Source organism: Seonamhaeicola sp. ML3 (assembly GCF_023273855.1).
Taxonomy (GTDB): Bacteria; Bacteroidota; Bacteroidia; order Flavobacteriales; family Flavobacteriaceae; genus Seonamhaeicola.
Genome location: NZ_CP096884.1, coordinates 2,482,678 through 2,499,225 on the forward strand (window position 1 = coordinate 2,482,678; position 16,548 = coordinate 2,499,225).

General features: G+C 34.7%; 14 protein-coding genes. 1 reads left to right on the forward strand and 13 read right to left on the reverse strand.

Annotation, left to right across the window (positions count from 1 at the left end):
• Positions 1-34 precede the first annotated feature (34 nt).
• The gene (locus M0214_RS10770) at positions 35-355 is read right to left on the reverse strand and encodes a YtxH domain-containing protein (protein ID WP_248722568.1); all 321 of its coding nucleotides are present in this window, start codon (positions 353-355) and stop codon (positions 35-37) included.
• 490 nt (positions 356-845) lie between these two features.
• Here M0214_RS10770 and mazG point away from each other — a divergent pair, with 490 nt between their 5' ends.
• A complete protein-coding gene (mazG, locus tag M0214_RS10775) occupies positions 846-1,619 on the forward strand; it encodes a nucleoside triphosphate pyrophosphohydrolase (RefSeq protein WP_248722569.1) in 774 nt (257 codons plus the stop codon).
• A gap of 36 nt (positions 1,620-1,655) precedes the next feature.
• Here the strand turns inward: mazG and M0214_RS10780 are convergent, their stop codons facing one another.
• The 12 genes from M0214_RS10780 to M0214_RS10835 all read right to left on the reverse strand — a co-directional run bounded on the left by M0214_RS10780 (position 1,656) and on the right by M0214_RS10835 (position 16,492).
• Positions 1,656-1,823: a hypothetical protein gene (locus M0214_RS10780; RefSeq protein ID WP_248722570.1), complete on the reverse strand. Its 168-nt coding sequence runs from the start codon at positions 1,821-1,823 to the stop codon at positions 1,656-1,658.
• Between the two features lie 87 nt (positions 1,824-1,910).
• A complete protein-coding gene (locus tag M0214_RS10785; RefSeq protein WP_248722571.1) occupies positions 1,911-3,947 on the reverse strand; it encodes a DUF349 domain-containing protein in 2,037 nt (678 codons plus the stop codon).
• Between the two features lie 108 nt (positions 3,948-4,055).
• Positions 4,056-4,793 carry a shikimate dehydrogenase gene (locus tag M0214_RS10790; RefSeq protein WP_248722572.1) on the reverse strand — a complete coding sequence of 246 codons (738 nt, stop codon included), beginning with the start codon at positions 4,791-4,793 and terminating at the stop codon, positions 4,056-4,058.
• The gene (locus tag M0214_RS10795) at positions 4,790-5,806 is read right to left on the reverse strand and encodes a DUF368 domain-containing protein (protein ID WP_248722573.1); all 1,017 of its coding nucleotides are present in this window, start codon (positions 5,804-5,806) and stop codon (positions 4,790-4,792) included. Before M0214_RS10795 ends, M0214_RS10790 begins: the two co-directional genes overlap by 4 nt.
• On the reverse strand, positions 5,806-6,729 hold the full coding sequence (locus M0214_RS10800; protein ID WP_248722574.1) for a DUF368 domain-containing protein: 924 nt from the start codon (positions 6,727-6,729) through the stop codon (positions 5,806-5,808). The genes M0214_RS10795 and M0214_RS10800 overlap by 1 nt, the downstream gene beginning before the upstream one ends.
• 54 nt (positions 6,730-6,783) lie before the next feature.
• Positions 6,784-8,172: a tetratricopeptide repeat protein gene (locus M0214_RS10805; protein WP_248722575.1), complete on the reverse strand. Its 1,389-nt coding sequence runs from the start codon at positions 8,170-8,172 to the stop codon at positions 6,784-6,786.
• 151 nt (positions 8,173-8,323) lie between these two features.
• On the reverse strand, positions 8,324-9,511 hold the full coding sequence (locus tag M0214_RS10810) for an aspartate aminotransferase family protein (protein ID WP_248722576.1): 1,188 nt from the start codon (positions 9,509-9,511) through the stop codon (positions 8,324-8,326).
• 38 nt (positions 9,512-9,549) lie between these two features.
• Positions 9,550-11,766, reverse strand: coding sequence for an OstA-like protein (locus M0214_RS10815; protein WP_248722577.1), 2,217 nt, complete (start codon positions 11,764-11,766; stop codon positions 9,550-9,552).
• Between the two features lie 113 nt (positions 11,767-11,879).
• Positions 11,880-13,154, reverse strand: coding sequence for an adenylosuccinate synthase (locus M0214_RS10820; RefSeq protein WP_248722578.1), 1,275 nt, complete (start codon positions 13,152-13,154; stop codon positions 11,880-11,882).
• 15 nt (positions 13,155-13,169) lie between these two features.
• A complete protein-coding gene (locus tag M0214_RS10825; protein ID WP_248722579.1) occupies positions 13,170-13,622 on the reverse strand; it encodes a Fur family transcriptional regulator in 453 nt (150 codons plus the stop codon).
• A 26-nt stretch (positions 13,623-13,648) separates the two neighbouring features.
• The gene (locus M0214_RS10830; protein ID WP_248724954.1) at positions 13,649-15,868 is read right to left on the reverse strand and encodes a bifunctional (p)ppGpp synthetase/guanosine-3',5'-bis(diphosphate) 3'-pyrophosphohydrolase; all 2,220 of its coding nucleotides are present in this window, start codon (positions 15,866-15,868) and stop codon (positions 13,649-13,651) included.
• Positions 15,869-15,916: 48 nt separating this feature from the next.
• The gene (locus M0214_RS10835; protein ID WP_248722580.1) at positions 15,917-16,492 is read right to left on the reverse strand and encodes a non-canonical purine NTP diphosphatase; all 576 of its coding nucleotides are present in this window, start codon (positions 16,490-16,492) and stop codon (positions 15,917-15,919) included.
• Between the last annotated feature and the right edge of the window lie 56 nt (positions 16,493-16,548).

Here is a 16,548-nt window from a genome sequence, read left to right on the forward strand (position 1 = left end):
CCCTGGGTTTATGTAAATTAGGTTAGTTAACTGTTTAACCTTGCTGATACGTTTTATTCTTCTCCTTTAGAATAGCCAATTGCTTTTCTAAAAACGTAATGGCCTGCTCGGTTTTATGACTGGCTTTAGACCTGAAATCTTTAAAATCCTCCTTAAATTTTTCTTTACCAGATTGGGCGGCTTTAGAAACGTCGTCTTTTACCTCTTTAAAATCTTCGGTGATTTGGTCTTTTATGTTCTTACTTTCCTTTTTAATCTTAGCTCTGGTTACTTTCCCTTTTTCGGGTGCTAACAACACACCCAAGCTGGCACCGATTAATGCGCCTACAATTAGTGTTCCTTTGTGAATTATCATGTCTTTTCTTTTTAGTTAAACCTGTTTTAGTATATAAGTAGCTAAACTTACTAATTTGTTACAAACAAATTCACTGCCAGGTAATTAGATTTATAAAATTACATTTGCCATGCTGAACTCGTTTCAGCATCTCAATTTTATTAGTTGGGTGGATTTGAAGTTTATACTAAGCGAAGCCAAAGAGCTAAATCTTTATAAAACATCATTGCGAAGTAAATTTCTAATTTACTGTGGCAATCCCTAACGCACTTGTTTACTAGATAAAGTTTTTAATCTAAAACTATTTTGTTTTTGGAATGGTTCGTTTAACGGTTTAACGGATATGCGACGTTTTAATGTCTCATATCCAGCGTTAAACGAAGGTAGTTGAAAAATATTACAAAATCAAGTAAACATAAAGGACGTCTTCAGTTTATAAGTAAGTTATATTTAGAATAAATTAATTCCAATTCTAGAGTGCCAAAATTGTATTTTTACAAAAACTTCAAAAATGAACTCCAGACAAGACCAGTTGAATGCTTTTGATAGATTGTTAACCATTATGGATGAGTTGCGTGAGCAATGTCCGTGGGATAAAAAACAAACCATGGAAACCCTGCGCCACCTTACTATTGAAGAAACCTATGAGTTAGGTGATGCCATTCTGGACAACGATTTAGAAGAGGTTAAAAAGGAGTTGGGAGACGTGTTGCTTCATATTGTATTCTACTCTAAAATTGGCAGTGAAACCAAGGATTTTGATATCGCCGATGTCTGTAATGAAATCTGCGAAAAACTTATTAGTAGACATCCGCATATTTACGGCGACGTAGAAGTAAATAATGAAGACGACGTAAAACGTAACTGGGAAAATCTAAAACTTAAAGAGGGCAAAAAAAGTGTGCTGGAAGGGGTTCCAAGAAGTTTACCAGCTTTGGTAAAAGCCAACAGAATACAAGAAAAAGTGGCTGGTGTAGGTTTCGATTGGGAACAACCAGAACAGGTTTGGGAAAAGGTTCAGGAAGAACTTTCTGAATTTCAAGATGAAATTAAAGCAGGCAATCAAGAAGCCATGGAAAGCGAATTTGGAGATGTAATGTTTTCTATGGTAAACTATGCCCGTTTCCTAAATATTAATCCAGAAAATGCCTTAGAACGCACTAATAAGAAATTCACAAAGCGTTTTCAATATCTAGAAGAAAAAGCCAAGTCTTTAAACAAAAACCTAAAAGATATGACCCTTGCCGAAATGGATGTCTTTTGGGATGAGGCTAAACAACTATAAAGTCATTCTGAGCGAGGTACGAGCGTAAGAACCTATTTAATGAATAGACAGTTTTTTGGATGGTTCCTGAGACGAAGAGATTGTTACGTCACTAAGTTCCTCACAATGACGGTCTATTTGTTGTGTTTCGTCATTATGAACTCGTTTCAGGGTCTCATCATATCCGTTGTGAGATGCTGAAACAAGTTCAGCATGACAATTCAAAGTTTTAATCTTAAGCAGTGTATCAAAGACAAAATGAAGGTTAAGAGAAATCTTCGCTGCGCTCTGAATGACGCAAAAAAAAAGAGCTTAATAAAGCTCTTTAATTTTTTGAAGTTTACTTTTCCAGAGTTGTAACGACTCTTCGTGAGTCTTTATGTTTTTGCGAACATCTTTTACTAAAGGATTACTTTCATCTACATTGGTAAAGAACTGTAAATTGTTCTCCAACTGATTGATTTTGCTTTTTACTTCGTCAATCTTCTTGCGGATAAAGTTGCGTTCGTTATCCAAGTTTCTAGTATCTTCAGGATTGTTTAAGGTATCCAGTTTATTTTCAAACTTAATCATCTCCACCTCATTTTTATCCATGTTGAGGCTGGAAAGTAATTCATCTACGGCCTTTTCAAATTTCCCTTCAATATATCGTTTATCATTAGGAACTCTACCAATAGATTTCCATTGGGTAATTTGGTCCTTAACAGTTTTGATGTTTTCTTCTTTGCTTCCCTTTAGTTCTAAACTTTTTAAGGCGCTTAAAAGGTCGTTCTTTTTACTGAAGGCTTCTAGAGTTTCTTTGCTAGCTGCATTCCTATTGGCATGTAATCTATCAAAATAATAATTACAAGCTGTTTTAAACTGTTTCCATATTTTATCGCTGTCCTTTCTGGGAACGTGACCGATTTTTTTCCAATCACTCTGGATTTTTTTCATCAAAGGCGTTACCGTATCGTAATCCTCACTGTCTTTGTTGTCTTCTGCAATTTTTATTAAATCCAATTTCTTTTGAAGATTGGTGTATTGTTCTTTTTTTAGGTCTTTATAGAAGGCATTTTTCTTTCTGTTAAATGTTCTAACAGACTCCTTAAATTTAGCCCAAGTACTTTCATTTACTTTGATGGGTACCTTACCGGCATTAAAGAAATCGTTTCTTAAACTTTCAATTTCTTTTATTTTCTTTTGCCAAGCATTATGAGTATTTGCACTTTGTTGCGATGTTATGGAATCAATATTTGCAATAATTTCGAGCTTTTTTTCGAGGTTCTTTTCGTAAACCTTATCTATTTCTTTAAAGTATAACTGACGCTTATCGTTTATGGTTTTTGTAGCAGCCTTGAACTTTTCCCAAATCTCTTCACGATGTTCTTTACCAACTGGGCCTAACTCTTCTTTCCACATTTTATGGAGCTCTTGTAATTCCCTAAACGCTCGCATAACGTTATCGTCTTTAGCCAATTCTTCGGCACGCTCGATAATTTTTAACTTCTTTTCTAGATTATGCTTGAAATCTAAATCGCGTAAGTCCCTATTTAAATGCAAAAAGTCATAGAACATCTCTACATGGTGATGGTAGCTGTTCCATGCATTGTTGTATTTATCTCTTGGAATAGGGCCAATACTTCTCCAGCGTTCTTGAAGTTCCTTAAAGTGCTTGTAAGTGGTGTTGATATTTTCCTCTACATTAATTAAACCTTTTAGTTCTTCGATAATATCTAGCTTTTGAGCTAAGTTATCTTTCAGATTTTTTTCAATGTTTTGATAATGGTCGTTAAGTGTCTTCCTGTAGTCTCTATAGGCGGCTTTGTATCTTTTTTGTACGGGCGAGGAGTAGTAAAAATCTATTTCATGACCACCATCGTTGATGAACTCTTCTTTCTTCTCATCGATAAGAGCCTGAAACTTCGTCTTAAATACATTGTTGATTTTGTCTACATGAGATCTTATAGCCTGAACTTTTTCTTTATTTACAAGTTTTTCAAGTTCGATGGCTAAGGCTTCCAACGACATGGTATCATAGTCCTTAACCGCTATAGTGTGCCTTTCTTTGTTACCTTCATCTTCAGCATCTTCGGCATTAGATTCTTCTATTTCATTAATCACTTCATCATCGACTTCTGCAGGCTCAGATGCTCCTTCTGCCTCTTCTTTTGATTCTGAAGTAGTAACTACTGCTTCCTGAACGTTCTCGTTTTCTATCGAGGGATTTTCAGAAGACTCATCAGTGTCTTGCACAGCTTCATTTTCTGAAGATTTTTTTGCAGATAAATCGGTGTCGTCTTGGGGTGAATGGCTTAAATTATTTTCTTCGGCTCCCGCTGCATCATGCAGTTTATTATTGTCAGACATTCTAAAAAATGTTAAAGTTCAAAATCAGTTTAGAGATTAAAGATACTAACAACTAAAGTGATTTACAAAGAATAGGCAGCGGATTTAACGTTTATTTGGGCTTGCGTACTATAAATCCCAAATAGACCAAGCCTTTTCTGCTTGGAGTTGTAGCATTTTAAGTCCGTTGATTATAACCGCCCCGTTCGATTTTCCTTTTTTTAAGAAAGTGGTTTCCTCAGGATTGTAAATGAGATCGAACAATATATGTTTGTTCGTTATGCCGTTGTAGGGGATATTGGGGTGGTTTTCTATGTTGGGGAAAGTACCCAGAGGCGTACAGTTTATAATGATAGGATTTTCTTTAATAACGTCTTCTGTTAAAGTATCATAGGTGAAACTTATACCATCAGTCATGTTTCTTGAGACATACTTAAAGGTAATGTCGAGTTCTTTAAGAGCATAGGCAATCGCTTTACTTGCACCACCTGTGCCTAAAATAAGCGCTTTCTTGTGGTGTGATTTTAAATAAGGTTTTAGAGATTTTTTAAAGCCATAGCAATCTGTATTATAACCTATCAACTTACCTTTTTTGGTTATCTTGATGGTGTTTACAGCACCAATTTCTTTAGCTTTTTTATTGAGTTTGTCTAAATAAGGAATAACATCTTGTTTGTAGGGAATCGTGACATTCATACCTTTTAAACCTTCAGTATTTTTTAAGATGGAAGGGAAGAGGTCTATAGATTCTATATCGAAATTAACATAGGTTGTATTCGTAATGCCTTCTTTTTCAAATTTTTCTTTGAAGTACGACCTAGAAAATGAATATGATATATTTTTTCCTAGCAGTCCTAATTTGTTCATCTTATCTTTCTTGTTTTTTGTCCATACCATTCTAGGCCCAATACTATTAAAATTCCGAAAACAATGAAAGCAATAGCTACAAAAGTTTCTTGATTTGCTGAAGGCCAGTAGCGTTGGTAGTTTTCTATGATTTTTTCTCCAGTAGAGTCTGTTACTAAATTACCAATATGGTCTGTTTTAAACATTGTTTTTTTCCAGGGCCAAACAACACCAAGTGAGCCTATAATAAAACCCATTAACAACGAAAGTGTTGTGTTTCTATATCGTTTTAATACATAGTTTAGAATATGCGAGAATGAGACTAGGCCAACCAAAGATCCAATTGTAAACACCGCAAGAACCTTAAGCATACGTATACGTTCTGGATTGTCTAGGAAAGAAAAATCTGCTGATAAAATACTAAAAATTGAATCGTATAGTGCATTTACAGAGTCTACTAATAGCAACACATAATTCCCGAGTAGGATTAGGATAAAAGAGCCTGAAAACCCAGGAAGTGTCATGCCAGAAACACTTATAATACCACAAAAGAAAACAAACAATAAGTTATCGTTTTCTTTGGCAGGGTCCAAAAAACTTATGCTTATACCAATTGCTATTCCAATAAAAAGTGAAAGAAATGCTTTTGTACACCAGCCTTGAAAGTCTTTACTGATGTAATATATGGAGCCTATTATCATTCCAAAGAAAACACTCCACACGTATAATTCATAATGAACAATAAGATAATCCAGTAGCTTCGAAACACTGAAATAACTCACTATCATTCCAAAAAACAGTAGACTTATAAACCTACCATTTACGTATTTAAAAAAACTATTAAATCGTCCATTGATTAAAAGTTTAAATGCCTTGGTGTTAAACTTTTGAAGAGAATAAATAAACTCTTCGTAGAAACCAGCAACAAAGGCTACTACACCACCAGATACACCAGGGACTTTGTTGGCAGCTCCCATGGCTAGTCCTTTCAAGACCAAAAAAAAACTATCTGAAAGTGTTCGTTTACTTTGCATTATTGTTTTTTAGAGCCTAACTTTTCTAATATGAAAATAGTAGCGAATCCAATGATTATTAAAATAATAGCTAAAATAAGCTGATTGTCCCCTTCAAAACTAAAAGGAGAAATACTTTGCTCTAAGAAAGGCACTTCTTCGCCTTTAGAGTTTGTTCTAAAAGATAGAACTTTTTTCCAAGGCCAAATCTTGTTTAGAGAACCCAATATAAAACCTGTAAGTACCGCTAGGGTAACATTGCGATAGTTGTTAAATAGCCATTTTAAAAGTTTGGAAAATGATAATAAACCTACTATGGCACCTAGGCCAACTACTAAAATTGTTTTTAAGTCTTTGTTATTTAACGCATCGAGAACTGGTTGGTAGGCTCCTAACAATACAAGAATAAACGCTCCTGAAATTCCCGGTAAAATCATTGCGCAAATGGCTAACGCTCCAGAGAGGAATAAAAACCATGTACTTGAATTAGAAGTGCCTAAAGACGGAATTGTAGTAATATAATATGCAACTACTGCTCCAATTAAGCCTCCTAAAATTACGGCAAGGCTCCATTTATTAATTTGTTTTCCTATAAAAATGATACTTGCCAAGACTAAACCAAAAAAGAAAGACCAAAGTAATATAGGATGGTTTTCTAGAAGCCAAGACAACCCTTTTGCTAGAGAAAGTACACTAATACCTATGCCTATTAAAAGTGCTGATAAAAAATTGCCATTTAATTGATTCCAAGCTGACTTTAAGCCGTTTTGTTTTAAAGTTTTAAACAACGAAAAGTTGATGTTATTTAAGGAACTTATTAACTCTTCGTAAATACCGGATATGAACGCAATGGTACCACCAGATACTCCGGGAACTACATCGGCTGCTCCCATAGCCATGCCTTTAAAAGATAGTATAAGATAATCTTTAAAACGTCTTTGCATCGAATCGATTTTTTATGAAAATCAAAGGTATGCAAATAAAATAAAGGATTTAAGCTATAAGTTTTGTTTTAATAAGTTTTTCACAAGCACTTTATTGGCTACCTTAGGAAATAGCTCTTCAAGAATAAAGGCGTAATCTTCATTATATTTGAGGCCATTTTTTAAATGAAATGTTCCTTTTTGGTTTTCGTTAATGAAAAAGCATAAGCCAGCCATCCGGAATTCTATCTCTGCATTTTCAGGATAAAATTCTGAGGCCTCCTCTAGGCTTAGAATAGCCGCTTTGGGATCGCCAAGCCTAATTAGTACATCACATATAGATAACCATGTACTTAATTCGTAGTTACCTAGTTCTAGGGTTTTTTTAAAGCCTTGTTCAGCTTCTAAATACAAATTCAATCGAAGGTTTATCTGAGAATATAATTTCCAATAAGCTACATTTTCAGAATCTATATTTAATGCTTTGTTAATGTAGTATAATGCCTTTTGGTAGTTTTTATTTTTATTGTAAAATTTAGTTATCGCAATCCATCCCTTATCCAATAACGGGTCTTCGTGTACTGTTTTGTAATAATATTGTACCGCTAATTCATCATTATCTAATTTTTCATAACACGATCCAATTCTAAGTAGTGCGAAAGATGTTGGTTCATCTAACTTTAATGTAATGCTGTAACTTTCTATAGCGTCGTTATAACGTTTTAGTTTTTCAAGCACCTTTCCCTTTTCTATGTATGCCCCGACAAACGTATCATCAGAAATAATAGCGAACTCGTAAGCTGCCAGGGCTTTTTCATACTTTTTTAAAACCATATATTGCTTACCGAGTTGATGCCAAGCAACTTCGCAATAGGGGTTTTTATCCAAGAATACATTTAGATACGAAATGGCATCTTCATTTTGGTTAAGGAATTCAAAGCAGTATATCACATTATAAAGAGAGGCATAGTCTTGTAAGTCTGCTTCTAGACATTTCATGAAGTAAACTTTTGCCTCTTCATATTCGTCTAGAAATAGGTATTCCATGCCTATGAGAGAAAAAATATCAATGACATCATCAGTAAGCTCTAAGGCTTTTTTGAGAACATCAATAGCTTTTTGGTGTTTATCCTGTTTCGATAATAAGTTAGCTTTCTGGATGTAGATTTCTTCATTTGTTGGGTCTAGGACATGGAGTTCGTTTATTAGACTATCTGCTTCAAGCAACTTATCCTCAAAAACATAAACCTCGACCTTGAAAAGTTTAAGATTGATTGATGTAGGGTGTTGATCTAGCCCCAGTTTAATTGCTTTCTTTGCAAGAGCAATTTTCCCTTGGTTTAGATAGTGGTGAATGATGTTTTCAAATTCTTCAGAATCAAAAAATAAAACATGATTTGTTTTTAACATTGATTCAAATTTGGATAGAGGTAAGTTTTGGTTGTCGTTAGGACTAAACTCCATAGGCACTGCTGTAAGGTTCTACCTCAATAAATTTAAACTTCTAATAGGTTCAATTTGCTAGAAACGATAAATGTTTTTAACAAAGTAATGAACAGATAAAGGTGTTTTAAAGATTTGTGATAAGTATTCTGAAATTGAGAGTGTTAAGGTTCTAGAGTCTTTGTTGAATTTCATCAAGGACCTCGATTATGATAGAGCACCCTTTGCTTATTTCTTCTTTTGAGATTGTTAAAGGAGGGGTGATTCGTATGGCACGAGGTTCGAAAAGTAACCAAAAAAGTATTAAACCTCTATCTTGGGATTTTAAAATTAGTTGATTTGTTATTTCTGCAGAATCGGTTAAAATGGCTAGCATTAAGCCTTTACCTCTTACCTCTTTTATAAGTGGATGAACTAATAGTTTTCTGAAGAGTTTTTCTTTTTCTAATGTATCAGATATTAAACTACTTGTGGTAATTTCTTTTAGTGTAGCTAATGCAGAGGCAGCAATGACAGGGTGTCCGCCAAACGTCGTTATGTGACCAAGCTTTGGGTTGTCTTTTAATAGGTCCATGAGTTGACCAGATGCAGTGAACGCTCCAATTGGCATGCCGCCTCCTAGAGCTTTTCCAGTAACCAAAATGTCTGGAATACAATTATAGTTTTCAAATCCAAATAGTTTGCCTGTACGACCGATTCCTGGCTGGATTTCATCCAGAATTAAAAGCGCTCCTACTTTGTCGCATCTTGACCTTACCTTCTGTAAATAATCGTCTTTTGGTTCAATAAAACCGGCACCACCCTGAATGGTTTCTAAAATAATACAGGCTGTTTTTGTGGTGATTTGTTCTAAATCTTTTTCGTAATTAAAGCTAATGAATCTAATATCTGGTAATAATGGTCTAAACGCTTGCTTTCGTTCTTCGTAACCCATAACGCTCATAGACCCCATAGTGTTACCATGATAAGCACTATGAGCAGCAATGATTTCGCTGCGCCCGGTTGCACGTTTTGCTAGTTTAAGAGCACCTTCAATAGCCTCTGTTCCAGAGTTGGTTAGATATGTTTTTTCGAGTGGTTTGGGTAGGTTTTCAGCAAGTAACTTTGTAAGTTCCACTGCTGGTTTTTGAATATACTCCCCATAAACCATAACGTGCATGTATTTATCAAGTTGTTCCTTGATGGCGTTAATGACTTCATGGTGGTTGTGACCAAGAGGACAGGCCGATACTCCTGCAACAAAATCTAAATACGCTTTTTCATCACTATCGAAAATAAAAGAACCTTTCGCATGCGAAATTTGCATCGCTAGTGGGTGCGGTGTGGTTTGAGCTTGGTATTTGAGGAAGTCAGTTAACACGTTTAAAAATACTATCTACCTTTCTTTTAATATATAAATTAGTGATTTAATTTTTTTAATAATTCGTTAAGATTTTGATTAGAGATGAAAAATGGGTCATAAGTCAACTTACTATTCTTATTTAAAGTTTGAAGTTTGAATTCTGTTAATTTTGGATTAAAATTTATATACTCGTTAGATTTAAAATAATTAGGAATCAAATTTTCAGGAATCAATAATTCTTTGTTATTGAAACTCATAGTCACAGAGGTGATTTTAATGGTGTTTTGTTCTCTATTATTCCCAAAATCAATTCTTAATCCAGTAGGTAGTTTCTTTTTAGGTATTACAAATTCAATATTTTGATATCTATTGTTATTAGGGACTTTTTTTCTTAATGATTGCTCTTCGGAGAAAGAATTATTTTCTGAAGTAAGGTAAAACAACTGAAATTCATCATTTTTTTTAACCAGTGCGTTAATTTTAATTGTAAATGAATCGCTAGATTTTTGATTATTTGGTTTATATCTAACTCTAGCTATTTTTGGATTTCCTTTTGGTAAGACGTTATTGATAACAATATTTTTGGAAGCATGAGTACCTGCTTGCTTAATACGTTCAATTAGGTCTTCATCAAAAAAGTTTTCAGGAGGAACATAGTCCTCAAGACCTTTAATGGTTGGTAGCTCTAATGGCGGGTCATCTTTAAATAAATCCTCAACACTTCTAAGCTGTTCCTCTTCACGCCAGTCGAAACCTCTCAAACGTTTATCACGCTCTTCAAATTTCGATTCAGGGGGTAATACACCATCTACTTGGTTTAATCTGGTATATTCTTCAATTTGGCCTTCTTCATCAAAAAGAATAGATATACTGCCCGATTTAGCCTTGTCTATACCTATTAGTTCTTGTTTGTCGTTTCTAACGTAAAAAATGGATTCAGCATTTTTGATTATGTCTACTTGTTTAAGTTCATTCTCATCGTTAAACAAACCTTTTAAACGTATACCATAAATCTGATTAAAACCATTATCGCTTACAGTGTCCTTACTGATTACAAATGCGTTTTCAAATACCAGTAAGGAGTCTATTTTTTCTGAATCAGGATTAGAAATAAGATGAATGGTATCGCCCGTCATTTGATTTTCCAAATTCCACATAATCGGTTTTCTCGCAGCAGAGAACCGGTCTGAAGTTCCGAATTTATCTAAATTTATTAATTGGGTAAGCCCCGTTTTTTGGTTAGAGTGTATGGAGTCTGATTTTCCGCTTAAATCAGATTTATAGATTTTGGCGTTGTAGTACGCTCTAACGATTCTATCTTCGGGTTTACCAGTAACCATAATTTTATCTGCATGCATATACACAGAATCTTTTTCTTGAACTGTAATCGCAAGTGCTCTTTTGGTTATGAAGACCGAATCTTTTTCTGCACCTTTAAACACTTCGGCATAATGCCCCTTGATGATACTATGGTTTAAAGTATCTGTTACTTTGATATTATTTGTGGCAGAGGCAAAACTTTTGTTGTTGTCAAAGTAAAGACTATCGCCTTCAATTATTCTATTATCATAATCGATACGTGCTTTTTTTAAAGCATAGCCTATATCATTTTCGGTGTCATAAAAGCCTTTTTCACAATACGTTTTGCTCTCTGGAGTCGTAATAGTAGAGGGGCCAAATAGGTAGGCATGTCCAGTTTCGGTATAATAATCAAAGTAATTGGACTTAACGGTAGAGCTATCATTGATTAATACTACATCTTCAACAAACTTAAATTTGTTTTCTTGCATGTAGTTTATGCCAATTTTACTGGTAATGGTTGTTGTAGAATCTTTTACTACAGTACCATTGCTTCTGTAAAAAGCCTTTTGTTTCAATCTGTCGAAATAAATAGTATCAGACAAAATCGTTGTTTGGGGGTCTTTCAAAGCTACATTTCCACTAGCAAAGGCGAGTTGGGTGATACCGCTGTACTCAATATAATTTGAAGTCATATTAATCGTATCAGCTTGTATCATTTTTACGTTACCGTAGGCCTCAATAAAATTTTCTGTTCTGTAATGGATGGCCCTATCGCACCACATGTCTATATTCTCATGCGATATGTGCACCTGTTGAGCATCGTCTCTGGTTAAAATATTGGCCCCAGGATATTTTTCATCTCTATTCAAGAAACCAGAATATTCAATTTCTATTTTCTTTTTCTCTTGTGCGTTTGAGATTGAAATGAAACCAAATATAAGGATCAAGAATATTAGAAGTGATCTGTTCAAAGTGAAAATGTTTGTGGCAAAAATAATGATATGTGCTAAATAATGTACGAGTTATAAACGAAAAACGCTCCAAATTATTTTGAAGCGTTTTTGTAAATACTTGAGTATTTATTTTATTTTCTGAAAATAGTCTGTTTTCTATCAGGTCCTACAGAAACTATGGTAATAGGGATTTCTAGAGCTTTTTCCAAAAAGTCGATATAGTCATTTAATTCCTTTGGGAATTGAGAAGCATCGCTCATTTCTGTTAAATCGGCTTCCCATCCATTAATTTCGGTATAAATAGGTTCGATATTCTCTGGTTCTATGTTATATGGTAAGTGGTCAATGACCTCTCCTTTGTATTTGTAGGCAGTACATACTTTTAAGGTTTTAAAACCAGAAAGTACATCTGCTTTCATCATATTTAATTGGGTAACACCATTTACTTGACAGGCATATTTAAGAGCGATAAGGTCTAACCAACCACAACGTCTTTTACGTCCTGTTGTTGCACCAAATTCATGTCCCACGCGTCCCATAGTTTCACCATCTTCATCGAATAGTTCAGTTGGAAATGGACCAGAACCTACTCGGGTAGTATAGGCTTTAAAAATACCAAACACTTCGCCAATTTGATTTGGAGCAACACCCAAACCTGTACAAGCCCCTGCAGCTGTAGTATTACTGGATGTTACAAAAGGATATGTTCCAAAATCAATATCTAGAAGTGACCCTTGAGCACCTTCGGCTAAAATGGTTTTTCCTGTTTTTTGTGCTTGATAAACGTATTCTTCAGAATCAATAAAAGTCAAAGATTTTAAAACTTCAATAGCTTTAAAGAATTCAGTTTCTAATGCTTCTAAATCGTATTCTAAGTCAACGCCATAGAATGCAATCATGGATTCGTGCTTGTCTGCAAGTGTTCTGTAGCGTGTTTTCCAATCAGACAACTCTAAATCACCAACTCTAATACCATTTCTACCGGTTTTATCCATATAAGTTGGGCCAATCCCTTTTAATGTAGAACCGATTTTAGCTTTACCCTTAGATGCTTCGCTAGCTGCATCTAATAATCTGTGTGTAGGTAGGATAATATGTGCTTTGCGCGAAATAAGTAAGGACTTTCTATAATCCACGTCCTGTTCAGCAAGCTTATCTAACTCGCCTTTAAAAATAACAGGATCTATTACTACGCCATTACCAACTAGGTTGGTAGCATCATCATGGAATATACCAGAGGGAATAGTATGTAAAACATGTTTTTTACCATTAAAAACCAGGGTGTGTCCTGCATTTGGTCCACCTTGGAATCGAGCTATAATATTGTAGTTGTTAGTGAGTACGTCAACGATTTTACCTTTGCCCTCGTCTCCCCATTGTAGTCCTAGTAGTAAATCTACTGCCATTGTAAAAAATAATAATTATTTGGTTGATTTTCTGTTTCCGTAAAAATAAAGTGAGTGATTATTGATTTCTATATCGAAAACTTCTTCTATGGTCTTTTTGATTGATTGAATTCTAGGGTCGCAAAACTCTATAACTTCACCTGTATCGGTTAAAATTACATGATCGTGTTGCTTATCGAAATAAGACTTTTCGTAATGTGCTTGGTTTTGTCCGAATTGATGTTTTCTTACCAAGCCACATTCTAAAAGTAATTCTATTGTATTGTAAAGTGTAGCACGAGAAACTCTATACTTTTTGTTTTTCATGTTTAGATATAGGGATTCTATATCAAAATGATCATTATTGTTGTATATCTCTTGAAGTATAGCGTAGCGCTCTGGTGTTTTCCTGTGACCTTTGGTCTCTAAAAAACTGGTAAAAACGTTTTTTACTATTTCTTGGTTTTTATTTTCTGTGCTCGAACTCATAAATGCGTCGCAAATTTACACTTTTTTTACAGTCTAGTAACCTTATCTATACCATTAATTTTTTTTAGCTTTTCAATTAACTTTTTGATTATGGTATTGTTCTTAACCACAAGGTTGATTTTTCCTGAGAAAAGACCATCATGACTCTCAAAATTAAGGCTCTTCATATTAACATGCATATTGGAAGAAATAATTTGGGTTATTTCATTTACTAAACCAATGTGGTCTATACCAGAAACAGTAATCTTAGCCAAGAACTCTGTTTGCGATGAGTCAACCCATTTGGCTGTCATGATTCTGTAAGCATAATTTGATTTTAGGCTTACTGCATTAGGACAGCTTTTTTTATGAACCTTGATGCCATCTGAAACGGTTAAAAAACCAAATACAGAATCTCCAGGAATTGGATTACAACAATTTGATAATTTATAGTCTAACTTTTCTTCTTCTTTACCAAAAACAATGGAATCGTAGTTTGCGGTAACCTCTTCTTTTTCAATTTCCTCTTGGTTAACATTAGCCTTTCTTTTGATTTTACTTTTGATAAAACTCATTAAGGCATTACTTCTTGAGGCAGCAAAGTTTTTCAGCATGGTATTGTCAATAGTGCCAATACCAACACGATAAAACAAATCTAAACTTGTTTTTAGTTTGAAATAATTTACAAGCTCGTTTACAGAGGCTTCATTTAGCGTAATTTTTAATTGCTTGAGTTTTCTTCTTAAGATTTCTTTGCCTTCTTCACCAATTTGTTTTTTGTCTTCACGTAAAGACGATTTTATCTTGCTACGAGCTCTAGCTGTTGTTGTGTAATCTAACCAGTTAGGATTAGGCTTAGCAGTTTCAGAAGTTAAGATATCAACCTGATCCCCACTTTTAAGCTCATGACTTAACGGTACTAATTTGCCATTAACTTTAGCTCCTCGGGTTTTCATACCAACCTCTGTATGAATGCTAAAAGCAAAATCTAATGCTGTGGCACCTTTTGGTAATGATTTTAAATCTCCTTTTGGAGTAAACACAAATATTTCTTGAGAGTATAGGTTTAGTTTGAATTGCTCAACAAAATCTACTGCATTGGTCTCAGGGTTTTCAAGAGCCTCTTGAAGTCTGTTAATCCAAGCGTCTAGATTATCCTCTTTTTCGCTTCCTTGTTTGTATTTGTAGTGCGCGGCATAGCCTTTTTCGGCTATTTCATTCATGCGCTCACTTCGTATTTGAACTTCTACCCATCTGCCTTTGGGACCCATTACCGTAATGTGAAGCGCTTCGTAACCTGTAGATTTTGGAGATGAAATCCAATCGCGTAATCTTATTGGATTTGGTCTAAAATGATCGGTAACTATTGAGTAAATTTTCCAAGCGAAAAATTTTTCATTTTCAACATCACTTTTGTAAATAATCCTGATTGCAAATTTGTCATAAACCTCATCGAAAGAAACACCTTGGTTTCTCATTTTCTTTCGTATCGAAAAAATAGATTTCGGTCTTCCTTTTATAGTGTAATCGAAAAGCTCTTTATCCAGCGACTTTTTAATTACACTACTAAATTGTTCTATGTATTTGTCTTGTTCTTCTTTACTCTCTTTAATTTTGCTTAAAATATCAGAGTACTCTTCGGGTTCAATATATTTTAATCCTAAATCCTCGAGTTCTGTTTTAATATTGTAAAGACCAATTCGGTGTGCTAGTGGTGCATAGATGTATAGGGTCTCTGAAGCAATTTTTTCTTGCTTATCTGGACGCATGGCATCCATGGTTTGCATATTGTGAAGTCTGTCAGCAATTTTAATGATGATTACCCGAACGTCGTCGTTTAGGGTGAGCAACATTTTACGAAAGTTCTCGGCCTGTAAAGACACATCCATGTCTTTTTCCTTACTTAAGGATGATATTTTTGTGAGTCCATCAACTATTGTGGCAACGGTTTTGCCGAAGCGCTCTTCTATATCTTCAATTTCATAGTCTGGACTATCTTCAACAACATCATGTAACAGTGCAGCGGCAATCGAGGTACCGTCTAAACCTATTTCTTGAGCTACGATTTTAGCAACGGCAAGAGGATGAAAAATATAGGCTTCGCCAGATTTTCTGCGTTGATCTTTGTGCCCATCCATAGCCACTTCAAAAGCGCTTCTTATTAGCTTTTTATCGTCTTCTGTTAAGGTGGTATAGCTTACCTTTAAAAGTTCTTTGTAGGCTTTTGTAATTGCTGCATTTTCTATTTCAATTTCCTGGGCTGTCATCATAGATTAAAGGTAAGATAAACAATGTAAATAGCCAACACGTAAGGTCTAATTACTAAAAAAATCAATTAATTGAGCTGTAGCTTTTCCTCGGTGCCCAATTTCATTTTTTAGGCTTAAGTCCATTTGGGCAAAAGTTTGGTCATATCCATTAGGTTTAAAAATAGGATCGTAACCAAACCCTTTGTTACCAAATTTTTCATGGGTAATTATCCCTGGGCATAAACCAGTAAAAAAATGAATTTCTGAACCGATACTAAGCGCAATAACTGTTTTAAATTGAGCGTTTCGTCTGTTTTTATCTGACAATTCTTCTAGAAGTTTAGCCATATTGTCTTCGGCACTACGTTGAGGTCCTGCATACCTCGCAGAATAAACGCCCGGAGCTCCTTGCAAAGCTTCAACTTCTAACCCTGTATCATCAGCAAAACAATCGTACCCGTAATTTGTCTTAATATATTCTGCCTTTTGTTTGGCGTTACCTTCTATGGTTTCTTGTGTTTCGGGGATGTCCTCAAAACAGTCAATATCCTTTAAACTCAAAAGTTTAATGTGTTCTGGCATTAATGCTTGTACTTCCTTGAGCTTATTTTCGTTATTAGTTGCGAATACGAGTTTGTGCATTGTAGCGGGAGTGGGTAATAGTGTTAATATTTTTAGTTAGCTTTATAAGATACAAA